Source organism: Halorussus sp. MSC15.2 (assembly GCF_010747475.1).
Lineage (GTDB): Archaea > Halobacteriota > Halobacteria > Halobacteriales > Haladaptataceae > Halorussus.
This window is the reverse complement of sequence record NZ_VSLZ01000002.1, coordinates 645,354-665,853: the sequence shown is the minus strand read 5'-3', so window position 1 is coordinate 665,853 and position 20,500 is coordinate 645,354. Positions and strand designations below refer to the sequence as shown.

Annotated in this window: 27 protein-coding genes, 1 tRNA gene and 1 pseudogene; 14 read left to right on the top strand and 15 right to left on the bottom strand. The window is 65.5% G+C overall.

Going from position 1 to position 20,500, the window contains the following annotated elements; genetic code table 11:
* Positions 1–149 precede the first annotated feature (149 nt).
* On the top strand, positions 150–1,445 hold the full coding sequence (paaK, locus tag FXF75_RS10520) for a phenylacetate--CoA ligase PaaK (RefSeq protein ID WP_163521816.1): 1,296 nt from the start codon (positions 150–152) through the stop codon (positions 1,443–1,445).
* A 57-nt stretch (positions 1,446–1,502) separates the two neighbouring features.
* Here paaK and FXF75_RS10515 read toward each other — a convergent pair whose 3' ends face one another.
* The 3 genes from FXF75_RS10515 to paaI all read right to left on the bottom strand — a co-directional run bounded on the left by FXF75_RS10515 (position 1,503) and on the right by paaI (position 3,671).
* Entirely contained in the window at positions 1,503–2,864 is a 1,362-nt protein-coding gene (locus FXF75_RS10515; RefSeq protein WP_163521815.1) for a hypothetical protein, read from the bottom strand.
* 111 nt (positions 2,865–2,975) lie between these two features.
* Positions 2,976–3,188: a hypothetical protein gene (locus tag FXF75_RS10510; protein ID WP_163521814.1), complete on the bottom strand. Its 213-nt coding sequence runs from the start codon at positions 3,186–3,188 to the stop codon at positions 2,976–2,978.
* A gap of 81 nt (positions 3,189–3,269) precedes the next feature.
* Positions 3,270–3,671: a hydroxyphenylacetyl-CoA thioesterase PaaI gene (gene paaI, locus FXF75_RS10505; RefSeq protein WP_163521813.1), complete on the bottom strand. Its 402-nt coding sequence runs from the start codon at positions 3,669–3,671 to the stop codon at positions 3,270–3,272.
* Between the two features lie 240 nt (positions 3,672–3,911).
* On the opposite strand from paaI, the gene FXF75_RS10500 reads away from it, so the two are divergent.
* From FXF75_RS10500 to FXF75_RS10490, 3 genes are all read left to right on the top strand, one after another.
* Positions 3,912–4,382: a MaoC/PaaZ C-terminal domain-containing protein gene (locus tag FXF75_RS10500; RefSeq protein WP_163521812.1), complete on the top strand. Its 471-nt coding sequence runs from the start codon at positions 3,912–3,914 to the stop codon at positions 4,380–4,382.
* 67 nt (positions 4,383–4,449) lie between these two features.
* Entirely contained in the window at positions 4,450–5,166 is a 717-nt protein-coding gene (locus FXF75_RS10495) for a CPBP family intramembrane glutamic endopeptidase (protein WP_163521811.1), read from the top strand.
* A 70-nt stretch (positions 5,167–5,236) separates the two neighbouring features.
* Positions 5,237–6,118 carry an amidohydrolase family protein gene (locus tag FXF75_RS10490; RefSeq protein WP_163521810.1) on the top strand — a complete coding sequence of 294 codons (882 nt, stop codon included), beginning with the start codon at positions 5,237–5,239 and terminating at the stop codon, positions 6,116–6,118.
* A gap of 325 nt (positions 6,119–6,443) precedes the next feature.
* Here FXF75_RS10490 and FXF75_RS10485 read toward each other — a convergent pair whose 3' ends face one another.
* Positions 6,444–6,824 (bottom strand): hypothetical protein, encoded by a 381-nt coding sequence (locus FXF75_RS10485; protein ID WP_309221791.1) that lies wholly within the window; start codon positions 6,822–6,824, stop codon positions 6,444–6,446.
* Between the two features lie 100 nt (positions 6,825–6,924).
* On the opposite strand from FXF75_RS10485, the gene FXF75_RS10480 reads away from it, so the two are divergent.
* Complete coding sequence (locus tag FXF75_RS10480; RefSeq protein ID WP_163521809.1) at positions 6,925–7,290, top strand: hypothetical protein; 366 nt, start codon at positions 6,925–6,927, stop codon at positions 7,288–7,290.
* Positions 7,291–7,317: 27 nt separating this feature from the next.
* Here FXF75_RS10480 and FXF75_RS10475 read toward each other — a convergent pair whose 3' ends face one another.
* On the bottom strand, positions 7,318–8,082 hold the full coding sequence (locus tag FXF75_RS10475) for an enoyl-CoA hydratase/isomerase family protein (RefSeq protein ID WP_163521808.1): 765 nt from the start codon (positions 8,080–8,082) through the stop codon (positions 7,318–7,320).
* A gap of 150 nt (positions 8,083–8,232) precedes the next feature.
* On the opposite strand from FXF75_RS10475, the gene FXF75_RS10470 reads away from it, so the two are divergent.
* Positions 8,233–8,625: a methylated-DNA--[protein]-cysteine S-methyltransferase gene (locus FXF75_RS10470; protein WP_163521807.1), complete on the top strand. Its 393-nt coding sequence runs from the start codon at positions 8,233–8,235 to the stop codon at positions 8,623–8,625.
* On the opposite strand, the gene FXF75_RS10465 is transcribed toward FXF75_RS10470, so the two are convergent.
* From FXF75_RS10465 to paaA, 6 genes and pseudogenes are all read right to left on the bottom strand, one after another.
* Positions 8,622–8,828: a DUF2196 domain-containing protein gene (locus FXF75_RS10465; protein WP_163521806.1), complete on the bottom strand. Its 207-nt coding sequence runs from the start codon at positions 8,826–8,828 to the stop codon at positions 8,622–8,624. The two genes, FXF75_RS10470 and FXF75_RS10465, sit on opposite strands and share 4 nt — an antisense overlap.
* Positions 8,829–9,139: 311 nt before the next feature.
* Positions 9,140–9,307: a 1,2-phenylacetyl-CoA epoxidase subunit PaaE gene (gene paaE, locus FXF75_RS22090; RefSeq protein WP_205427413.1), complete on the bottom strand. Its 168-nt coding sequence runs from the start codon at positions 9,305–9,307 to the stop codon at positions 9,140–9,142.
* A 2-nt stretch (positions 9,308–9,309) separates the two neighbouring features.
* Positions 9,310–9,731: pseudogene (paaD, locus tag FXF75_RS10460) on the bottom strand (1,2-phenylacetyl-CoA epoxidase subunit PaaD).
* Positions 9,732–9,842: 111 nt separating this feature from the next.
* Positions 9,843–10,682, bottom strand: coding sequence for a 1,2-phenylacetyl-CoA epoxidase subunit PaaC (gene paaC / locus FXF75_RS10455; protein ID WP_163521805.1), 840 nt, complete (start codon positions 10,680–10,682; stop codon positions 9,843–9,845).
* Positions 10,682–11,002, bottom strand: coding sequence for a 1,2-phenylacetyl-CoA epoxidase subunit PaaB (gene paaB, locus FXF75_RS10450; RefSeq protein ID WP_163521804.1), 321 nt, complete (start codon positions 11,000–11,002; stop codon positions 10,682–10,684). Before paaB ends, paaC begins: the two co-directional genes overlap by 1 nt.
* Before the next feature lie 2 nt (positions 11,003–11,004).
* On the bottom strand, positions 11,005–11,946 hold the full coding sequence (gene paaA / locus FXF75_RS10445) for a 1,2-phenylacetyl-CoA epoxidase subunit PaaA (RefSeq protein WP_163521803.1): 942 nt from the start codon (positions 11,944–11,946) through the stop codon (positions 11,005–11,007).
* Positions 11,947–12,474: 528 nt separating this feature from the next.
* On the opposite strand from paaA, the gene FXF75_RS10440 reads away from it, so the two are divergent.
* On the top strand, positions 12,475–13,119 hold the full coding sequence (locus tag FXF75_RS10440) for a helix-turn-helix domain-containing protein (RefSeq protein ID WP_163521802.1): 645 nt from the start codon (positions 12,475–12,477) through the stop codon (positions 13,117–13,119).
* Between the two features lie 253 nt (positions 13,120–13,372).
* Positions 13,373–14,116, top strand: coding sequence for a twin-arginine translocation signal domain-containing protein (locus FXF75_RS10435; RefSeq protein ID WP_163521801.1), 744 nt, complete (start codon positions 13,373–13,375; stop codon positions 14,114–14,116).
* Between the two features lie 84 nt (positions 14,117–14,200).
* On the opposite strand, the gene FXF75_RS10430 is transcribed toward FXF75_RS10435, so the two are convergent.
* The gene (locus FXF75_RS10430) at positions 14,201–14,458 is read right to left on the bottom strand and encodes a hypothetical protein (RefSeq protein WP_163521162.1); all 258 of its coding nucleotides are present in this window, start codon (positions 14,456–14,458) and stop codon (positions 14,201–14,203) included.
* A 29-nt stretch (positions 14,459–14,487) separates the two neighbouring features.
* Entirely contained in the window at positions 14,488–14,871 is a 384-nt protein-coding gene (locus FXF75_RS10425) for a PaaI family thioesterase (RefSeq protein ID WP_163521800.1), read from the bottom strand.
* A gap of 150 nt (positions 14,872–15,021) precedes the next feature.
* Between FXF75_RS10425 and FXF75_RS10420 the strand changes: the two genes are divergently transcribed.
* The 5 genes from FXF75_RS10420 to FXF75_RS10400 all read left to right on the top strand — a co-directional run bounded on the left by FXF75_RS10420 (position 15,022) and on the right by FXF75_RS10400 (position 19,174).
* A complete protein-coding gene (locus FXF75_RS10420) occupies positions 15,022–15,990 on the top strand; it encodes an NOP5/NOP56 family protein (RefSeq protein WP_163521799.1) in 969 nt (322 codons plus the stop codon).
* On the top strand, positions 15,987–16,619 hold the full coding sequence (locus tag FXF75_RS10415; RefSeq protein WP_163521798.1) for a fibrillarin-like rRNA/tRNA 2'-O-methyltransferase: 633 nt from the start codon (positions 15,987–15,989) through the stop codon (positions 16,617–16,619). Before FXF75_RS10420 ends, FXF75_RS10415 begins: the two co-directional genes overlap by 4 nt.
* A 149-nt stretch (positions 16,620–16,768) precedes the next feature.
* Positions 16,769–17,851 (top strand): glutamate--cysteine ligase, encoded by a 1,083-nt coding sequence (locus tag FXF75_RS10410; RefSeq protein ID WP_163521797.1) that lies wholly within the window; start codon positions 16,769–16,771, stop codon positions 17,849–17,851.
* Positions 17,852–18,123: 272 nt separating this feature from the next.
* Complete coding sequence (locus FXF75_RS10405) at positions 18,124–18,624, top strand: winged helix-turn-helix domain-containing protein (RefSeq protein WP_309221799.1); 501 nt, start codon at positions 18,124–18,126, stop codon at positions 18,622–18,624.
* 61 nt (positions 18,625–18,685) lie between these two features.
* Positions 18,686–19,174 (top strand): phosphopantetheine adenylyltransferase, encoded by a 489-nt coding sequence (locus tag FXF75_RS10400; RefSeq protein WP_163521795.1) that lies wholly within the window; start codon positions 18,686–18,688, stop codon positions 19,172–19,174.
* Between the two features lie 84 nt (positions 19,175–19,258).
* Here FXF75_RS10400 and FXF75_RS10395 read toward each other — a convergent pair whose 3' ends face one another.
* The gene (locus FXF75_RS10395; protein ID WP_163521794.1) at positions 19,259–19,579 is read right to left on the bottom strand and encodes a hypothetical protein; all 321 of its coding nucleotides are present in this window, start codon (positions 19,577–19,579) and stop codon (positions 19,259–19,261) included.
* 74 nt (positions 19,580–19,653) lie between these two features.
* Positions 19,654–19,983 (bottom strand): transcription initiation factor IIB family protein, encoded by a 330-nt coding sequence (locus FXF75_RS10390; RefSeq protein WP_163521793.1) that lies wholly within the window; start codon positions 19,981–19,983, stop codon positions 19,654–19,656.
* 159 nt (positions 19,984–20,142) lie between these two features.
* Here FXF75_RS10390 and FXF75_RS10385 point away from each other — a divergent pair.
* Positions 20,143–20,227, top strand: a tRNA-Leu gene (locus FXF75_RS10385).
* Positions 20,228–20,500: the final 273 nt, after the last annotated feature.

Below are 20,500 nucleotides of genomic sequence, written 5' to 3'. Positions count from 1 at the left end.
AGCACTATCGAACTCTCGGATAGTGCAAGTGAGAGTGATTCACAGGCACTGCATAAAAATACCGTATTGTTTACTCTTAAACGGGGTGGTGCAATCGACCTCTTATCGACCAAACAGTTTAGTCGTTTTCTTGCGAACTATTATCAGACATGGTCTACAACGACGTCGAGACCACCTCGCGCGACGAACTCCGGAGCTTGCAGGACGAGCGACTCGCCGAGACCGTGGCGTACGCCTACGAGAACGTGGACTTCTATCGGGAGGCGCTCGACGAAGCGGACGTCTCGCCGGACGACATCGAATCGGTCGAGGACGTCTCGAAGCTTCCGTTCACGACCAAGGAGGACTTCCGGGACGAGTACCCCGACGGTCTGTTCGCGGTCGAACACGGGGACGTGCGCCGGGTTCACGCGTCGTCGGGCACCACCGGCAAGCCCAAAATCGTGAGCTACACCGACGGAGACCTCGGCGTCTGGCGCGAGGTGATGGCCCGGTCGCTGTACGCCGCGGGCGTTCGACCCGAGCAGGTCGTCCAGAACGCCTACGGCTACGGACTGTTCACCGGCGGACTCGGGTTCCACGACGGCGTCGAGGAACTCGGGGCCTGCGTCGTCCCGACCGGCGGGGGCAACACCTCCCGACAGTTGGACATGCTCCGGGATTTGGAGAGCGACGTGTTGGCCTGCACGCCGTCGTACTGCCTCTACCTCGCGGAGGCCGCCGAGGAGCGCGGCATCGACCCCAGAGAACTGCCGCTCTCGACGGTGGTCATCGGGGCCGAACCGTTCACCGACCCCATGCGCGAGGAAATCGAGGAGGCCCTCGACGTGACCGCGGTGGACGTGTACGGCCTCTCCGAAATCATCGGACCCGGCGTCTCCATCGAGTGCGAGGAAGTGCAGAACGGTCTCCACGTCTGGGAGGACCACTTCCTCCCCGAGGTCGTGGACCCCGGGACCGGCGAGGTGTTACCCGAGGGCGAGGAGGGCGAACTCGTCCTGACGACCCTGACCAAGGAGGCCCTGCCGGTCCTGCGGTACCGAACCGGCGACATGACCTCGCTGACCTACGAGGAGTGTGACTGCGGCCGCACCGTCGCCCGGATGGACAACGTCACCGGCCGGACCGACGACCTCATCATCGTCCGCGGGGTCAACGTCTATCCGAGCCAAATCGAGGAGGTTCTGGTGGACATCGAGGACGTCGCTCCTCACTACCGCATCGACCTCTATCGACGGGGAAGCCTCGACGCGATGGAACTCACCGTGGAGTACCACGAGAACTACGAGGGGACCCACGAGGAACTGGAGCGCCGAATCCGCGGGAAACTCGAAGAGACGCTGGAGGTCAAGCCAGACGAGATAGAGGTCGTCGGCCCGGGCGTCGTAGAGCGCACCGAAGTCGGGAAGGTCAAGCGCGTGTTCGACCACCGCGGCGAGGAGTAGCCGCGACGAGAGTTTCGCTGCCGACCGACGAGTCCGTTCGAAATCGCCGGTCCCGCTCTACGCGACGGTGAACGAGACTCGATATCCGACCGTCGAACTCCGAGTCGGACTCGACTCGTCGGCGCTTCGCTGGCCGCGTGCCTCCCGCACGCCGAGCGACCCCTCGACGGCGTACTCGCCGGGCGGGAGGTCGGCCGGGACCGCGTACGTCTCGCTCACCGTCGCGCCGGGGTCGACGGTCGTGGTCAGTGCGACGTCCTCGACCAACTGAACGTCGCGGCCCTTCGTCCGAACGTGGTCGCTGGCGGCGTAGGCGTCGGTCCAGAGCAGGCGGTCGGTCGAGGAGTCCGGCGAGTCGGCGCGGTCGGTCTGGCCGGACGAGGGATTCGACGTGTCGGTCGGGCGGCACCGGACGACGCCGAAGGGGCGGGGCGCGCCGCCGGAGAGTGTGAGGGCGGTGTCACTCTCGTTGTCGAGCGCGAGGCGGAGTCGTCCGTTCCCGACCCGGGCCGACACCGAGACCGGAATCGGGGCGCGTTTCTCGACCACGGACGTGTAGAAGGTGCCGTCGAGGCGGACGTACTCGTGGGACTGGAGTTCGTCGAGCAGGCCCGCGGGCGCGCGGTCGAACCCGTACGCGCCTCGCGTCCGGCCAGCGCGCCGGAGGAGTTCCCGTGTCCGCTCGCTAGCCGCGTCGGCGTTCCAGACCGGCCCGCCGACCGCCGCCGAGACAGGCACTTCGGTCGCCGACAGTTCGTACGGCGGTCCGGAGTCGGTGACTTCGACCGAGAACGAGACGACCTCGCCGTGGTACCGGGCGGCGTCGTAGGCGTCGAAGAACGCCGCGAGCGACGGCCAGACGTAACTCAGTTCGATGCCTTCCTCGCGGGCGATGCGGAGGAGACCGCTGGCGACGTAGTCCTCGCGGGTGACCGCCCGCTCGTACTCCTCGTAGGTGGCGACCTTGCCGGTCACGTCGCCGTGTGGGACCGCCTCGGCGGTGACTCGATAGGTCGGAAAGTTGTCGTCGAGTCGGAGGTAGGTTCCGTTGCGCTCGACGAACGAGGTCGAACTGGCGAACCGGCGGAGCCACTCCGGCGGGTCACGGGTGCGGTGGGTCCCGGCGACGGCCGACCGCAGGACGGCGCGTTCGCGGTCGCTCAGGTCGGCGGCGGAAGTGACCGCGCCGGTCGGGTCGTCGCCGAGGTCGTTCAGGCGGACGACGTAGTCGAACGTCTCGACGCCCGAGACCGAGAGCGTCGGGGCGTCCGACGGACCGTCCGCGGCCGCCATCCGAGTCGAGTCGCTGTCCGACGCGGTCGCGTCGGTCGGTCCCGCGAACGCGCCGGACGCACCGAGGCATCCGGCGGTCGTCGCGGCCGCACCGACCGCGAGGCGGAGGAACGGGCGGCGTTGCATACCGATGGATGACACTCGCGGTTCAAAAGCATGCAGGAATTAAAGTCGTTTCCGGGTCGCCACGTCTGAGGCCCCGGGCCGACTCGGCGCGCGGGCACGCGGTCAGTCACGTCAGGACGACTGCGTGCCGATTTTGGGTTCGTACTGTCGTCGCTCGCCGGACTCGCCGGTGAAGAGCGCGACCAGTTTCCGAAGGGCGACGTACGCGAGCAGGACCGGCAGAACCGGCAAGAGCAAGAGGAGGTAGCTCGCGGCCATCACTTGTCCGACTCGCGCCATGACGAGTTCGGCTTTGGATTTACCGAGTACTGCTCTCCTGTCCATGATATCACCCGTACGCGTTCGAACGATGGGCCGGAAAGGGCAAGAAAGTTACTGGTTTCGAACGTCGCCGCGCGCCTCGCACTACTCGCCGGGATGGTAGACTCGGCCGCGGAAGGTAGCGATTTCGTCGCCGTTCTCGTCGGTGACGGCGACCCGGTACGAGGCCGTCCGACCCCGCCGGTGGAGACGGTCGGCGTCAGCGGTCAGCGTCTCCCCGACTTCGACGGCCTCCAAGTAGGAGATGTTGGTCTCCATCGCCAGGGCCGTGTCGCCCTCGCTGTTCGACGCGGCGGCGAACGCGGCGTCCGCGAGCGAGTAGACGGCCCCGCCGTGGGGCGTCCCGTGGAAGTTGAGCAGGTCGTCGGTCACGGTGAGTTCGGTCCGCGCGCTTCCCGGACCGAGAGCGACGAGTTCGACACCCAACGTCTCGCAGAAGGGGTCGGACTCGATGGTCTCGCGGCGGTCGTCTGGCACCTCGGTCATGCAGGGAGGTGGCGCGATAGACACTTATAACCCGAGTAGCGGTGGTTCTGGAATCCGAAGACCACTCTATCGTCACTCTCGGGAAGGGGAGAATCGGGTGGCACTCGCGGTAACTCCGTCCCGCACGTCCGACTGTTAGATTACCGCAGGCGCTTCTGACTCACACCTCCGGCGTCGGTCTCCGCTCTCGTTCATCAATTACACCATAGAATTTTATCGTCACCGAACGAACCCGGAAGTATGCCGTACAGCTACACACCCCACCACTTCGAGGACTTCGAGGAGGGCCAGACGTTCGAGAGCGTCGGTCGGACCGTCACCGAGTACGACTTCGTGATGCACTCGGCGTTCGCGGGCGACTGGACCGAACTCCACACTAACAAGGAGTACGCCGAAGAGGAGGAGTTCGGCGAACGCGTGGCCCACGGCCCGATGACGTTCGTGCTGGCGACGGGGTTCGTCTACCGAACCGGGATTCTGGAGCGGACCGTGCTTGCCTTCCTCGGGATGAACTACATGGACATCCCGAACCCGGTCCACATGGACGACACCATCTCGCTGGACATGGAGGTCGTCGAGACCAAGGACATTTCGAGTCGGGACGACGCCGGGTTGGTCGTCATCGACACCACGATGACGAATCAGGAGGACACGGTCGTCTTCGAGGGCGACATGAAGTTCCTCATCAAGAAGGAAGAGACGGGCGAGTAGGTCGATTCGACTCCCTCCGCGAATAAGAGTAGAAATATTTTTATAACGTATCTGTTACTGTCAGCCCATGAGCCACTCGTCTGCACGGCACGGCGGTCCTCCCGACGCAGCGGCGCTCGAAGACCGGTCGCTACTCGCGGTCGGGACTGCCGTCGCGGCGATGCCCGTCGCACTCGCCGCGTTCGCGGTCGTCGGCGGACTCACCGGCACCAAGCCGAGCGAGTTCGACGTACCGACCGCGTTCCTGCTCTACGGCCTCGCCAACGCGGTCGTCCTCGGCGGCGCGTACGCGGTCCTCTCGCCCGCCGAGCGCCGGGCGGCGTTCCCGTTCCGGCGACCGACCGGCCGGGAACTGCTCGCCGTCGCCGCGGCGTTCGTCGTCGGTCTCGGCGCCTACGAGGCGACCACGGCCGTTACGTCGGCGTTCGGCTACGAAGTCGGCGGCCTCGCGTACTCGCTGTCGGACCCCGCGACTCTCGCAGTCGTCCTCGCCGGTCCGGTCCTGTTCGGGCCGTGGGTCGAGGAGATGCTGTACCGCGGCCTCCTGCTCGGCGGATTGCTCGCTCGCGGGTGGTCGCCGCTCGCGGCCGCTGCGGGGATGATTCTGGTCTTCGGCGCGATTCACGTCCCGTTCTTCGGCGTGGCTGGCGGCGTCTTCGTCACGGTCTGGAGCGTCTTCCCGACCGCGTTCCGACTACGGTACGGCGACCTCACCGGTGCGAGTCTGTTGCACGTCGCCAACAACGCCTTCTCGTATCTGGTCGTCGTCGCGCTCGGGACGTAGCGTCCTCGCGTCACGCGACCGAACAGTTCGATTCGCATTATTTTTCACCATACTTCCCGAACACCGTCGCATGTCGAAACTCGACGTCGTCGCCGACCACGAGGACGACTACCCCATCATCGACACCCACTGCCACCAACCGACCGAGGAGTTCCTCGAAAAGGCAGGCGGCCAGATGATGGAAGACGCCGCGAAGAAGTTCGGCGCGGAGATGGAGACCGACACCTACGACAACCTCGTCGCGGAGTATCACGAGTGCGGCATCGGCAGGGCCATCCTGCTCGGGTGGGACGCCGAGACCAACACCGGGAACCCGCCCGTGCCAAACGACTACGTGGCGGAGGTCCGCGACGAGTACGACGACTTCTTCGTCGGGTTCGCCAGCGTGGACCCCCTGAAGGACGACTGCGTACAGGAGGCCGAGCGCGCGGTGAAGGACCTCGACCTCTCGGGATTCAAGTTCCAGCAAATCGCGCAGGGGTTCGGCCCGAGCGACCCCGAACACGACGACCTCTGGGCAACCATCGAGGACCTCGGCGTGCCGGTCGTCTTCCACGGCGGCAACTCCACGCTCGGCGCGGGCGCGCCGGGCGGACGCGGTCTCAAGATAAAGTACGGCGACCCGATGCTGATAGACGACGTGGCCGCGGAACACCCCGACCTCCAGATTCTGCTCGCACATCCCGCGTTCCCGTGGGAGAAGGAGCAACTCGCCATCTGTCAGCAGAAGGGTAACGTCTACATGGACCTCTCGGGGTGGATGCCCCGGTACATCGACGACCAAGTCCTCCACTACGCGAAGACCCTGCTACAGGACAAAGTGATGTTCGGCACCGACTATCCGATGATAGACCCCGCGCCGTGGTTGGAGCAGTTCGCGGAACTCGACTTCCCGGAGGCGGTACAGCGCAAGATTCTCTGGGAGAACGCCGAAGAGTTCCTCGGTTTGTGACGAGACGACGATAAATCTGAGGAACTACACACAGACTCGGTCGGTCAGTTCGTTACCGTGGCGAGTACGGAGACGCGTCTCGGTCCCGTGTGTCGCTTCGGAACTACACTGCGAAAAACTTGGTTAGTACGCTATCCGTCAGCACATGTTGAACTCTTCGCACGTGCAAAGCGGGTTCAGGCGAACGCTCAGTATCATCTCGTTTCTCACCTCCGTAATAATTCATTATTTACGTATGATTTATATTATTTTCGGCTAGAATACAAGCTCGTCTCGCGAAGGGGATTTCGACGGAAGCGAACGCGCGGTTCGGTCCTCCCGACCGTCACTCATCGTCGCCGAAGAGCGTCGTCTCGTCGCTTCCAGCGTGGCTGAGTTCGACCGCGTGACGCGTGTGGCGGACGTGGGTCTCGGCCCATCGCGTCGCGGCGTCGCGGGCGAGTCGCTCGACGACCTCCGTGCAGTTGCGACACGTCGCGCGCCACGTGGACACGTCGTCCGGGAAGTGGCCGGTGTGACGCTCGTGGTCGAGCGCGAACTGCTCGACAGCGTGGTTTCCGACGCCCAACTCCTCGAACTCGGTCGAGAGGTCCCACGTCCGGTCGCAGCGCTGGCAACTGATAGTCGGGGCGTCGAACTCCTCGCCGGTCGGGTCGTCGCCGTTCGGAAGTTCGTCGGTCGGGTCCCAGTCGTTTCGGTCGGACACGTTTCACCGTAGCGAGGCCAGCCATTTGAGTGTCGTCACCGAGACCGGAGCGAGAGAACGGAACGGAAACGAACTTGTCGTTCGGAAATCACGTTTCGGTGTGGCACTCGACGCTCTCCGCTCCCGAGGCCTGTCGGTCGGTCGCTCGTCGGTGGCAGTGGTCCTGCTGGCACTGCTGGTGGCCGCTGCGAGGGGCGGCAACCTCCGTCCGTCGTCGCTGGTACTCCTCGCTACGGGAGTTGTCTTCTTCGTCGCGAGCGCCTTCCGACGGGTCCGGAACCACGCCGCGTGGAACGTCACGGAGAACGCCGTTCTCCTCGTCTGGGGTCTCGCGCTTTATCTCGGCGATAGCGACCCGGTGGGCCTCGCGTTACTCCTCGTCGCCGGCGGACTGCTCGGCGTCGTCGTCGAGTCGTACAACTACCGCCACGGGACGACGTACGGCCGAATCACGTGGCGAGAGTGACGGCGGGTCGTGGACGAGGTCGCCGGTTCACTCGAACTCCGGGTCTCGTCCCTCCAAGAACGCCGCGACGCCTTCCTCGTGTTCGGGCGTGGCGGAGGCCTGCGACTGGACCATGTTCTCGTAGTCCAAGGCTTCTCGCCACTCTCTGCCCATGTTCTCGTGGATGGCGCGTTTGGCGAGACCGATGGTCCTCGTCGGGCGCTCTCGCAGGGTGTCGAGCAGGTCCTCGACCGCCGCGTCGAGTTCGTCCTCGGCCGCGACCTCGTTCACCAGTCCCATCTCGGCCGCCTCCTCGGCCCCGAAGAACTCGCCGGTGAACGCGAGGCGCTTGGCGGTCCGGAGTCCAACGAGGCGCGGGAGCAGGAAACTCCCGCCCGTGTCCGGAATCAGGCCCACTCGAACGAACGCGCAACTGAAGGTCGCGGACTCGGCGGCGTACGCGAAGTCGCTGACCGCCGCGACCGCCAGTCCCGCGCCGACGGCGTCGCCGTTGACCTTGGCGACGATGGGGACCGCGGCCGAGAGCGCCTCTTCCACGAGACGACCGAACGTCTCGGTGACGTGGTCGTAGTACTCGTCGGTCGTTTTCTCGCGGTCGGCCATCGACTGGATGTCGCCGCCCGCGCTGAACGCCCCTCCTTCGCCCGTCAGCACGATAGCGTCGAGGTCGTCGGGGTCGGCCTCGGCGAACACCTCGGCCAACTCCTCGGCGAGTTCCGGGGTGAACGCGTTCATGACCTCCGGGCGGTCGAACGTGACGGTCCTGATACCATCGTCGTCTGAAATCTCCATATTTCACCCTCCTTTCCCACCACGATAAGGGTACTCCACCGAGAACGCGACGCCGAGGATGCCACGAGAACCGCGTGTCCAAGACCGGCCCGAATCGGTCGACCTGGCGCGACCGAAACCGCAAAGACCCCGCCCGACGTTCACCGACCGATGAACGTCGGAGTACTCGGTCGAACCGTCGAACTGGACGCCGGTCGCGTCGCGATACCGGAGGACGAACTCCGCGCGCAGGTCGGCGAGTACGTCGCGGGCGACCGGCAGACGTTCGACGCATCGGTGGCCCTCCCGGACGGATTCGTGGGCGACGTGATGGCCGAGATGCGGGCGATTCCCTACGGAGAGACCCGGACGTACGGAGAACTCGCCGACGCGCTCGACACCGCGCCCGTCGCCGTCGGACAGGCCTGCGGGAAGAATCCGGTTCCGCTGGTCGTCCCCTGCCACCGCGTCGTCGGCGCGGAGTCGCTGGGCGGGTACTCGGCCGGTGATGGACCTGCGCTCAAGCGCCGCCTCCTCGAACTCGAACGCAGCGCTGGCGATTAGTCGGTGACGACCTGCGTCACGTACCCCGTGATGCCCGACTGGAGTTTGACCTTCACTCCCTGCGGACTCTCCCCCTCGTCGATGATGGTCTGAATCTCGCCTCGAATCGGGTCGGCGTCCGCGGCGTTGTCGGCGTTCGACTGCTCGATTTCGACTGTCATGCCGCGACGGAGTTCACTCTCCGCCGGACGGTCTGCGGACATACGCCCAACTGGGGGCGAGTCGGACAAGAAGATGACGGCCCGAAAATATCGAGGAGTATTTCTCAGGTTTCGGCCATAATTACTAAGCGGGTACTACCAGACGAGTAAAACGCGGTTGCGCCGTGACTCCGGTCGACGACCGAGCCGCCCGTCCTCGCCTGTCATCCGGTACCGCGTTCTCACCATCCGCGCGGTCCTCGGGTCGTCGAGTTCCATCCTCCACTTTCGATACCGTCTGATAGACTCCGCCTCATCGACGCGTCACCGAATCATGTCAGTTACGCAGAGGTGAAAACACCGCGGAAATTCGATTACTCGAACTTCTCGAACGGTTGTTCGCAGTCGTTGCAGTAGTGCATCGACCGGCAGAGCGACGGTCCCTTCGGATGCTCGCGCTCGGTGTCGGTCGAGTCGCAGTAGGGGCACTCGGCCCCCGTCTCGTCGCCGGACGTGTCCACGCTCGGGTCGGGTCGTCGCACGGTCAGATACTCAGGCCGAACTCGTTCAGGTCGGCCTCCCGCGTTCGGTCACCATCTCGACGGACCACTCAGGACTCCAGACGAGACGCAGGTCCACGGACTCGACGCCTTCGACGCCCGTCACGGACCGCTTCACGTCGTCGGTCAGCATGTCCCGCGCCGGACACCCCGAATAGGTCAGGGTCATCAGCACTTCGGCGTGGACGCCCTCGTCAACTCGGTCGGTCACTTCGACGCCGTATATCAGCCCGAGGTCCACGATGGAGACGGGCATCTCGGGGTCCTCCACGTCGTAGAGGGCGTCCCACACGTCGGCTTCGATTCCCTGCGCGCCCTCGCCGGTCGCGGGGAAGTCTTCCACGTCGTCGCCCTCGACGTACTCGGTGTACGCACAGAGCGCGGGGTCCTCGCAGTCGTCTCCCAGACCCGGGACGCCGCCTGTGCCGGGAATCTCGTCGGCCGACAGCTCCTCGGGGTCGGTGTCCCGGAGGTCCGGAATCTCGGGGTCGTAGGGTAAATCGCTGGACACGCGATATCACTCCACCTCGTCGGGGTCGTTCATGATGCGAGTCGCCTCGTGTCGGTCGAGTTCGCGGTAGGTCGCGGTGAACTCGTCCCAGAGGTCGTCCCAGTCGTCGGTATGGGACGTATCGCGACCGAGTTCTTCGGGGAGGTCGGCGTCCGCGTCCACGTCGAGACCGAGACCGTCGAGGTACGGCACTACGGTGTCGAGCCACGTCTCGCGCATGTCCGCGAGCGATTCGGTTCGCAGGCCGAGGTCGTCGATGCGGCCTTCGACCGCCTCGTCGGTCGGTTCGAAGACGGTCAGCGCGTACGGGAACAGGCGGTCCAGCGCGCTCTGAACGCGCTCGCGGCCCGCTTCGTCTTCGGTGAGTCGCTCCAGCCAGTTCTCGGCGTGTTCGCGGTGGTAGTCCTCTTCGCCCTGAATCTTGCCGACCCGGTCGCGGATGCGGGCGTACGACGAATCGACGAGGGCTTCGAGCCGAATCTCCTCGGCCACGTCGTAGAGGTACGACCGCAGGACTGGGTCGGCCCAGTCGCCCTCTTCGTAGGGGAGTTCGGCCAGCGTGCTGTGATGCCATCGGTCGGCGGGGCGCTCCCATATCAGGTCGGGTTCGTCCGGACCGAAGTCCTGCAGCAGGTCGTACCAGAGGCGTGCGTGCCCGAGTTCGTCCTGCGCGATGTTGGCCAGCGCGAGGTCGGATTCGAGCGTCGGCGCTCGGACCTGCCACTCGGTGTAGCGCTCGGCGAGGACGAACTCGTCGTCGGCGAGACGGAACAACAGGGTCTCGACCGCCTCGCGCTCCTCGTCGGAGAGGTCGTCGGGACTGGGCAGTTGCTCGGCGGTCGTCATCAGTCGTCACCCCGCTGGCGCTCGGCCTCGGCCTGCACCTGCTCGCTCTCGGAGTCCGCGACCTCTTCGGCCGCGGCCTCGAAACTGTACGACTGCGCCCACCGGTAGGACTTGTCGGTCGTACCGCCGAAGTTGGCCTCCTCCGTGTCCACTTCGCCGATTTCCTTCTGGGGAACGACCCAGAGGCTGTTGGTCGGCTTGCGCCGTCCGTGCTGAACTTCGGCGAACATGAGCGCCATCTCGCGGTCCGGCGCGTGGACGTTCCCGCAGTGGGTGTGGTAGTCGCCGGACTGCTCCTGTCGGAACACTTCCCAAATCATGGTTAGTCGGCCGCCTGCGGGGTCTGGCCCGCGCCCTTCGCTTCCCAGTCGTCCATGCTGTTCCGGACCCACTCGACGGCCTCCTGCGTGCGACGCCGCTTGCCGATTTGCTCGTGGCTCCCCTCGGAGTCGTTCTTCGCGATGGTGAAGAACTCCTCCCAGTCGAGGTCGTCCTCCACGACCTCGTAGGTACCGTCGCCGTTTTCGCGGATACGGGGTTCGTCGGGAATCTCCAGTCCGTACTTCTCGGCCTTCGGGACGTAGGCGCTGAGGAAGGCGTTTCGCAACTCGTCGTTGGTCATCGTCTTCAGGCCCACGTCGGCCGAGAAGTCGTGGTGCGTGGACTTGTCGTCGGTCGGGCCGAAGAACTGGATGATGCGGGGCCACCACGTCTCGAAGGCCGCTTGGGTCTTCTCCTGTTCGGCCTTCGACCCGGTCATGAGTTCGTAGAGGATGGCCTCGCCGTGCTTGACGTGGAACCCCTCCTCGAAGCACACCTTGTCCATCGCGTGGGCGTAGGGTTCCCAGCTACTCTGCTTGAGCGTGGCCTGTCGGCGCATCGCCGCGCCGTCCACGAAGAAGGCTATCATGGGCGTCTCGACCCACGACTCCATCGGGTAGTGGAAGCAGTTGAGGAACTTGCCCTCCCCGTTCGCCAACTCGTCGAGCATCTCCTCGCGGGTCTTGACGCCGAGCGACTCGGCGGCCCGGTAGAGCAGTTGCCCGTGTCCGATTTCGTCCTGTACCTTGGCCGAGAACGCCAGTTTCCGGTCGAGGCTCGGGGCCTGCCGGATGAAGGGCCGTTCGAGGTACGCCCCCATTATCTCGCTGTTCGCGTGGAACTGAATCATCCGAGTCGCGGCCTTTCGGTACTTCTCCGGGAGGTCGTCCTTCGGACTGAACTCGCGCGGTCCGGCGCGCTCTTTCACCTGTTCGATGTCCATATACAATCATCTACAATCCAGACTGACATACCGATTAACCCGTCCATGTAGCGGTTTTAAGTACTTCGCCGGGGGATATTCTCGCATGACCGACGGGCCGACCGCCACCCGCGGACGCCCGGCCGACCGTCTGACTGTTGGAAAATCCGGCCGTTCGTCGGAAGGCGAGTCCGACTGCCGGCCGACCAGCGACCCCGGCCGTCGAGCAGCCGTGCGAGTACCGACCAGTCCAGCAAAAGAGCCCTGCTCACAATCTGCCGCAGGCGGGACTGAAAGGGGCCGGTCGCTCGCGGCCGAAGGCCGTGGTCGTCTGGCCGACATATCGGCGCTCTCCACACTGTCCGCGCCGATAGGGGTCGGCCAGCGACCGTCTCGTGAACGAAGCGAACGAGACCTCGGAAGTCGCAGCCCGCGCAGCGTAGCGAGCAGGACCGTCTTCCGGCGGCGAGCGACCGGGGGCTTTCTAGCCCCTCTTCACCGACGGTCTTCCGTGTCTCGGCGAACCGTCGATTCGGGAGGTGTCCGAGAGTGATAGACGAGTGCCTCGTCGTGGAGTTCAGCGTGACCGGCGACGACTGCCCCCTCGCGGACGCGTCCCGGAAAACGGGCGTCACCGTCGATGCCCGACCGCCGCAACTCCGGCGCGACGACAACGCGCTCCTCCGATTCTCCGCAGGGGACGCGGCCGACGACCTCGCCGCCGTCCTCGACGCCGACGAGCGAATCCGTTACCTCCACACCTCCCGGACCGACGGCGCGACCAACTTTCGGTGTCTCTCGAAACACCCCTGCGTCGTCCACGAACTGACCGACGCGGGGTTCATGGCCGAGACGCTCCAGTACCGGGAGGGAGTCGAGCGCCACACCGGCGCGGTCGTGGGCCACGACGTGTTACAGGGCGTCCTCGCGGCGGCCGCCGAGACCGTGGGCGTCTCGCTCGAACGGGTCTCTCCGCTCGGGAGCGAGGACGACGACGCGGTCGCCCAGCGGTGGGACCTGACGTCCGCCCAAGAGGTCGCGCTCCGGACCGCGCTGGAGATGGGCTACTTCGAGGTCCCGCGCAGCGCGACTGCGAGCGACGTCGCCGACGAGTTGGGAATTAGCAAGTCGGCGTTTCTGGAGCGCCTCCATCGCGGACAGGCGACGCTGTTCACCCAGATACTCCAGTCGTAAATGGGTCGTTGGAAAGGAGATTTAAGCCAGCGGCCAAACTCGGTGTCGCTCGGACAGGACCATCGAACGCGAACGATGACGCAGGTGTGTACGACTTCGACGTCGTTCCGACGCTAGGTTGTGGATTCCTAACGTGATGAGGATAGTATCTGCGACACCAAACAGAGCAGGTCGAAGAAATTTATTTTCATATATATCCAAGAAAAATGAATAATTTTATTAGCAACAAAATTGGAGTTGTAGCTGGGTTCACATGACCGGAGAAGAGTTCACCGACGGCGAATCGGACTTCGAGCGACGGTCGTTCCTGAAAGCACTTGGTGCAGGTTCGGGCGTCATCGGGTTCAGCGGCCTCGCAAGCGCCGACGACACGCTCAGTGTAAGCGGCTCTGAACTCGTCTCGGCCGACCGAGCAGCCGCCGAGTTCGACGCTGCAACGAGTTACGATTACTACACCCGGCTCGCGGAGTTCATGGCGGGCGATTCCTTGGAGGCGTACACCGAGAACGTCTTCGGATACCGAATCGAGACCAGCGACGAGGAACTGAACGCGCGTAATCCAGTCATCCTCAGTCTCCCCTACCGTGGCCCGGAAGGCAAACAACAGGGCTTCCTCTGGGTCACCCAGATAGACGACGCCGACGGGAATCGGCGACCGAACGGCGGCGTGGGAACCTCCGTCGAGACCGTCGACGGCGAGCACCGCCATCGTATCTACGGATGGGAAAACGAGGCGCCAGCAATCCTCGCGTCCGAACCCGTCAGTAGCACGAGCACCAGCAACTTCACCACCCAGAGCTGGTGTTCGGCCTGCACGTGGGTCATAGATGTCATCTGTGACTACGGTCTATACTGGCTGGGCGAAGAGGGCTGTAACTACATCTGCTGGTCGTACAAGTGCGAGCAGAGCTGTGAAGCCCTCATCGACTGGCTCAATAGGTGGCTGTGCAGTTGGTACAGTCCGGAAGATATCTGTTCGGCGGCAGGCGCCTGTTGAGTGCCCACTGTGCGCTACCAACTCACCTTTTTTTGTGTGGTGCTCAGTCGCTCCGTCACAGTCGGTCTCCCGAGCGAACAGAGACTACGGTACCTGAACTTCTCGACGGACTGCTCGTAGTCGTTGCAGAAGCCCATCGACCAACACAGCGACGGTCACTCGGATTTTCCCGTCAGTAGAGCTACAGACAGGGCACTCGCCGTACTCGTCCTCGCTTGTCTCGCCGGTGCCGGTCATGACCGTCTTGTCGTCGCGTCTGACGGCGACGCATCCGGCGAGACGGCCCGCGCGCTCGGGGCGGTCGTAGCCGTTCTCTCCGTCGGAGTAGTGGAGGAGTCGCATCCGTCGGAGGGGTTCCAATTCGGCTTTTCCTATCCCGTCTTGTAGACGCCGCGCGCGTCGGCGACCTGCGTTCCGTCCTCTGCGAACACGTCTACGTCCACGACGCCCACGTCGCTCCCGCACCGGACCACGTCGGCCTCGGCGCGCAGGTCGCCGGTCCCCGCTTCGAGGTAGTCGATGCGCATGTCGATGGTCGGAACCGGCTGGTCCACCAGCGAGACCAGCGCCGCGCCGCCCACGGTGTCGGCCAGCGTGAACGTGACGCCGCCGTGAGCCATCATGCGGTCGGCGTTCCACGACAGTTCCTCCCGCATCTCCACCTCGCCCTCGGCGTGGCCGTCCTCGACTTCGGTCACTTCGACACCGAGCAGGTCGGCGAACGGCATCTCCTCGAAGAAGTTCTCCACGTCCATACTGGCGTTCTGCACGCGGCAGCGGCTTAAGGATACTTCTTCTGTAACCTCGCCGACCCTATCGGCGCGGTCGCTCGCCCGACCACCTCGTCGGACGGCCCGCAGGACGAGTCGCGTAGGTTTAAACGCGACGGCGCGCAATCCACGGACATGACCGACGACGGAACTCGTTCGGGGGAGAGCGACGCGCCCCGAACCGCCGGCGACGAGGGGGACGCGACCCCCGAGCGCGCCGGATGGTTCGAGGACCTCGCTCCCGACGACACCGAGGCGGGCGCGGCCAGCATCCGCGACGGGCGGGCCGACGCGCCGGAGGACTGGCCCCGGCGAGCGGTCGAATCGGGGTTCGCCGACGACGAGAGCGACTACTACGACAAACTCCGCGAGGCGTCCGTGCGAGCGGCGCGCGAGGCCGCGGCCGAGCGCGAGCGCGCGGACGACCAGCAACTCGTCCACGCGGTCCGGGCGATGGACGACGCCGCGGCGCAGGCCAACGAACTCGCCGAGCGCGTCGCCGAGTGGGCCGGGAGTCGGGACGCCGACGCCGGGACCGGCGTGGAGTACGCCCGGGAACTCGCCGCACGCGACCCGGCGTCGCCGACCGAGGAGCGACTGATTTCGCTGGCTCGCCGGACCGCCGACCTCGCCGACGAGAGCGACGCGCTCCGGGAGTTCATCGAGCGCGAGACGGCCGACGTCGCGCCGAACCTCGCGGCGATGGCCGGGCCGGTTCTCGCGTCGCGGTTGATATCGCTCGCGGGCGGACTCGAATCGCTCGCTAAGAAACCGGCGGGGACCGTACAGGTTCTCGGCGCAGAGGACGCGCTGTTCGCGCACCTCCGCGGGCGCGCCCCCTCGCCCAAGCACGGCGTCATCTTCACCCACGAGTACGTCCGGGGGACCCGACCGGAGAAGCGCGGGTCGGCGGCCCGGACCCTCGCCGGGAAACTCACCATCGCGGCGCGCGTGGACCACTACTCCGGCGAACGCAAACCCGAACTGGACGAGGAGTTACGGCGACGCATGGACCAGATTCGGGGACGAAACGACGCCGGAGATGGAGACGGAAGCGAGCAGACGGGAGACGCGGACGGGACCGAGCAGGAGGGCGAAGCGTGACCGACCTTCCCGAGGGCGTCGAGCGCCGCGCCTTCGACGGACGCGAGCGTCTGGCGACGCGGGGGCCGCCGGTCTACGGCGAACCCACCGACGAGGGGTGGCGGTGCTGGGACGCCGGACGGTCGAAGCTCGCCGCGATGGTCGAGTCCGGCATGGACACCGGCCTCGCGGGCGGCGAGACGGTCCTCTACCTCGGCGCGGCCAGCGGGACGACCGTCAGCCACGTTGCCGACTTCTCCGGGCCGACCTACGCCGTGGAGTTCGCTCCCCGTCCGGTCCGAGATTTGGTGGGCGTCGCCGAGGACCGACAGAACCTCTTCCCCCTGTTGAAAGACGCCCGTAAACCCGAGAGCTACGCGCACGTCGTGGAGTCCGAGGTGGACGCCATCGTTCAGGACGTGGCGACGCGCGGACAGGCGCGCGTCGCTGTCGAGAACGCCCGGTTCCTCCGGGAGGACGGTCGCCTGCTCGCGGCCATCAAGGCCCGCAGCGAGGACGTGACTCGCGACCCCGAGGACGTGTTCGACGACGCGCTGGCCAACCTCCGGGAGCGCTACGAGGTGCTGGCGACCGAACGACTCGAACCGTACCACGACGACCACCTCGGCGTCGTGGCCCGACCGAAGTGAGACCAGTCGCTCGGCCGAAGTGAAGCGAGTCGCTCGGCCGACCGAAGTAACCGAGTCGCTCGACGGCGGTGAACCACCGCCCCGGCCGCTTTCGCCCGACCCTGCCGGGTTCGGAACTATTTATACGCCGGATTGCGAACGTCCGAGAAATGGACTCGGGTTCGGCTAAGAGCTTCGCGGAGATGGGGACGCTGGGCATCGAGGAGGAGTTCTACGTCGTCGACCGCCGGGGCCGCCCGACGGCCGGGACCGACGAACTCGTCTACGAGCGTGACCCGCCCGAGATTCTCGACGGGCGACTCGACCACGAACTGTTCAAGTGCGTCATCGAGACCCAGACGCCGAAGATAGAGCGACTCGCGGACGCCCGCGACCACCTGCTGGCGGTCCGAAACGCGCTGGTCGAACACGCCGAAGCGGGCGGCTTCCGAATCGCGGCGGCGGGGCTTCACCCCGGTGCGAAGTGGCGCGAACTCGAACACGCCGAGAAGCCGCGGTATCGGAACCAGTTGAACCGGATTCAGTACCCACAGCACCGCAACACCACCACCGGTCTCCACGTCCACGTCGGCGTGGACGACGCCGACAAGGCGGTCTGGGTCGCCAACGAGATTCGCTGGTACCTGCCCGTGATGCTCGCGTTGTCGGCTAACTCGCCGTACTGGAACGGGTTCGACACCGGTCTCCAGTCGGCCCGGGCCAAGATATTCGAGGCGCTCCCGAACACCGGGATGCCGACCGACTTCGACTCGTACGAGGACTTCGCCGCGTTCGAGGAGACCATGCTCCGGACCGACTCAATCGCCGACCGCGGCGAACTCTGGTACGACGTGCGACCCCACACCGGCCTCGGCACGGTCGAAGTCCGAACGCCCGACGGCCAGCGCGACCCCGAGCGCGTGCTGGCGTTCGTGGAGTACACCCACGCGCTGGTCCGCGACCTCGCCGAGCGCTACGAAGACGGGGAGCAGGGGTATCGCCACCGGCGAGAGCTCCTGGACGAGAACAAGTGGCGGGCGATGCGTTACGGCCACGACGCGGCGTTTATCCGGCGCGACCGCGAGGGCGAAATCGGTCTCGGCGAGGTCGTGGACCGCGAGTGCGAACGACTCGGCGTCTCCGGCATCCGCGACATCTACGACGGCGAGAGCGGCGCGGCCCGCCAGCGGCGGGTCCGCGACGAGGAGGGGACCGACGCCCTCTACGAGTCGCTGGTTCTGAGCGAGCGATAGCCGCCCGACCCCGAACAGCGGAGCGCCACCGCCTGTAAGCAAAGTTTTTACTCGCCCGCGGCTTGTGTCCTCGTAGAGAGGACATGTCCGGAGAAAACACAGACGACGAGAACGTGAACGTCGAGGACGACACCGTCGAGGAGGCGGAAATCGACGACGTGGACGACGACGTGACGGTCGAAGAGGAACTCGAAGTGGACGAGGAAGGCGACCTCACCGAGGAAGTGAACGTGGAGGTAGCGGGCGAAGAGACGGTGTCGGTCGAACAGGACGTGCCTGTCGAAGACGCGGAGGGCCGGGACCGCATCTCGAAGGGCCGTGAGCGCCTCGAAGAGGAGGCCGACCGCGCGGTGGACCAGTTCGACCAGAGCATCGTCGATTTGCTCTCGTGGGTCCTCGACACCGAGACGCGCGCCCGAATCTACGTCTACCTCCGCCAACAGCCCTACAGCACCAGCGAGGAAATCGCCGAGGGGACCGGTCTCTACCCCTCGACGGTCCGCGAATCGCTGGCCGAACTCCACGACGAAGAGATAGTCGAACGCCGCAAGCGCGAGAGCGAGGGCGCGGGCAACAACCCCTACGAGTACACCGCCATCGCGCCGAGCGACCTCGTCGGCGGTATCGTGGGCCAGATACAGGACGAACTCAACACGGTGTTCAATCTGGACGACCACCTCGAATCGGAGTCCGACGCCGAACTAGAGTCGGAGACGAGCGAACCCGTGAGCATCAGCGTCGAAGAAGAGGAGTCGGACGACGACGAGGAGTAATATTCACGTCTCCGGACGATATTCCGAAGGCACTAAGCCGCGGGGAACCCTTCGCGAGGGTATGAGGGTTGCCCTGGGCGGGACCTTCGACCCGGTCCACGACGGCCACCGCGCGCTGTTCGAGCGCGCGTTCGAACTCGGTGACGTGACGGTCGGACTGACCAGCGACGAACTCGCCCCGAAGACGCGTCACGAGGACCGGTACGTCCGCCCGTTCGACGAACGGAAGGCCGATTTGGAGGCCGTGCTGGCCGAAATCGCCGACGAGTACGACCGAGAGTTCGAGGTCCGGGAGTTGACCGAACCGACCGGCATCGCCACCGAACCCCAGTTCGACGCGCTGGTGGTTTCGCCCGAGACGACCGACGGTGCCGAGCGAATCAACGAGATTCGGGAAGAGCGCGGCCACGACCCCCTCGACGTCGAGGTCGTCTCCCACGTCACGGCCGAGGACGGCGACATCATCTCCAGCACGCGCATCGTCAAGGGCGAAATCGACGAACACGGTAACCTCACCCCGGAACGAGACGGCCGCGACGCCGAACGGTAATCAATTTTCGAGACTCGCCTATCGCCACCACTCCCTATTAGTCGAACGTGACGACCGATACGCGCGACCCGAGCGACTCCTGCTTCATCGCTCGGTGGCGACGACGCCGAGTCGCGGAGTGACGAGTACGACTGCGCCGACGAACAGCAGTCCCCGAAGCCATCCCGGAACGAGCGCCAGCAGACCGAGCGACTGGGCGACGCCCATGCTGACTACGAACCCGCCCGCGACGAGCGTGACGTTCCCGGCGTAACTCGCGAACACGGGCGAGGGGTCCGTGCCATCGAAGGGAGCGGACCTCGCGACGAGCGTCGTCCACTGGCGATACTTCACGAGATAGCCGACCGCGAGGATTACCGCGCCGAGGAGGAGTGTCGCCCACGCACTGGAGAGCACCTGAGCCATCAGTAATCCGAAATTTCCTAGTGGGGTCAATTAAACGACACGCTTCGCTCCGCGACGGTCGCGCCCGTCCGCCGCTACCACGACGGCGGTTCGAGTCCCGCCTCTTCGAGCAGTTCCTTCCAGCGCTGCTGGATAGTCAGTCGAGCGACGCCCACGGCGTCGGCGACCGCCCCCTGCGAGCGCTGGTCGCCCTCGATGAGCGACCCGGCGTAGAGACTCGCCGCGACGACGGCCCGCCGGGAGTCGGCGTCTCGTTCGTCGGGAGCGTCCCACTCCGAGACGGTCGAGAGGAACAGGTCGGTCGCCCGAGACCGGGCGGCCGCGTCGAGGTCGAGGCGGTCGGCGGCCTCCTCGATTTCGGCGAGCCAGCGCTGGTTCTCCACGTGGTCGCGTGCCCGATACACGATACGTCGTTACGACCGAGTTCACATAAGCGTCTCGGGGTCGGGTTGCGATTGGGCGGACGGCGATGCGTTCGGCGCGTGGCCGCCCCGTGCCGAGTCTTCCCACCGATGCCGAGAGAACGACAGTTTCTTGTCGCCCTCGCCGGAACTGAGGAGTGCGCGCGGGTTGCCAAGCCAGGCCAACGGCGTAGCGCTTAGGACGCTATCCCGTAGGGGTCCGCCGGTTCGAATCCGGTCCCGCGCATCAGCGAACGAAGTGAGCGAAGAGCGGGGCGATTCGAACCCTGCAAGTCGCCCGGAACGGCGTCGTGCGCCGCATGCCCGGCCCTCTTGCTCTGGTTCGAATCCGGTCCTGCGCATTTTCGACGTGACGAACTCGCCTGGTGGTTCGTCTACTTCGCGCCGGTGAGTCTCCCTTTCGCAACCCGACGACCGCATCGAGGTTAGTGATAGGTGGTACCACTAAACAGTACATATCTGTAGCAACCCCGAACCATCGTAAATATACCACCAGTCT

Bases quoted from the DNA above. Each gene is read 5' to 3' on its own strand.
- paaK (WP_163521816.1), top strand. From the start codon at position 150: ATGGTCTACAACGACGTCGAGACCACCTCGCGCGACGAACTCCGGAGC.
- FXF75_RS10515 (WP_163521815.1), bottom strand. From the start codon at position 2,864: ATGCAACGCCGCCCGTTCCTCCGCCTCGCGGTCGGTGCGGCCGCGACG.
- FXF75_RS10510 (WP_163521814.1), bottom strand. From the start codon at position 3,188: ATGGACAGGAGAGCAGTACTCGGTAAATCCAAAGCCGAACTCGTCATG.
- paaI (WP_163521813.1), bottom strand. From the start codon at position 3,671: ATGACCGAGGTGCCAGACGACCGCCGCGAGACCATCGAGTCCGACCCC.
- FXF75_RS10500 (WP_163521812.1), top strand. From the start codon at position 3,912: ATGCCGTACAGCTACACACCCCACCACTTCGAGGACTTCGAGGAGGGC.
- FXF75_RS10495 (WP_163521811.1), top strand. From the start codon at position 4,450: ATGAGCCACTCGTCTGCACGGCACGGCGGTCCTCCCGACGCAGCGGCG.
- FXF75_RS10490 (WP_163521810.1), top strand. From the start codon at position 5,237: ATGTCGAAACTCGACGTCGTCGCCGACCACGAGGACGACTACCCCATC.
- FXF75_RS10475 (WP_163521808.1), bottom strand. From the start codon at position 8,082: ATGGAGATTTCAGACGACGATGGTATCAGGACCGTCACGTTCGACCGC.
- FXF75_RS10470 (WP_163521807.1), top strand. From the start codon at position 8,233: ATGAACGTCGGAGTACTCGGTCGAACCGTCGAACTGGACGCCGGTCGC.
- FXF75_RS10465 (WP_163521806.1), bottom strand. From the start codon at position 8,828: ATGTCCGCAGACCGTCCGGCGGAGAGTGAACTCCGTCGCGGCATGACA.
- paaC (WP_163521805.1), bottom strand. From the start codon at position 10,682: ATGACGACCGCCGAGCAACTGCCCAGTCCCGACGACCTCTCCGACGAG.
- paaB (WP_163521804.1), bottom strand. From the start codon at position 11,002: ATGATTTGGGAAGTGTTCCGACAGGAGCAGTCCGGCGACTACCACACC.
- paaA (WP_163521803.1), bottom strand. From the start codon at position 11,946: ATGGACATCGAACAGGTGAAAGAGCGCGCCGGACCGCGCGAGTTCAGT.
- FXF75_RS10435 (WP_163521801.1), top strand. From the start codon at position 13,373: ATGACCGGAGAAGAGTTCACCGACGGCGAATCGGACTTCGAGCGACGG.
- FXF75_RS10430 (WP_163521162.1), bottom strand. From the start codon at position 14,458: ATGCGACTCCTCCACTACTCCGACGGAGAGAACGGCTACGACCGCCCC.
- FXF75_RS10425 (WP_163521800.1), bottom strand. From the start codon at position 14,871: ATGGACGTGGAGAACTTCTTCGAGGAGATGCCGTTCGCCGACCTGCTC.
- FXF75_RS10420 (WP_163521799.1), top strand. From the start codon at position 15,022: ATGACCGACGACGGAACTCGTTCGGGGGAGAGCGACGCGCCCCGAACC.
- FXF75_RS10410 (WP_163521797.1), top strand. From the start codon at position 16,769: ATGGACTCGGGTTCGGCTAAGAGCTTCGCGGAGATGGGGACGCTGGGC.
- FXF75_RS10400 (WP_163521795.1), top strand. From the start codon at position 18,686: ATGAGGGTTGCCCTGGGCGGGACCTTCGACCCGGTCCACGACGGCCAC.
- FXF75_RS10395 (WP_163521794.1), bottom strand. From the start codon at position 19,579: ATGGCTCAGGTGCTCTCCAGTGCGTGGGCGACACTCCTCCTCGGCGCG.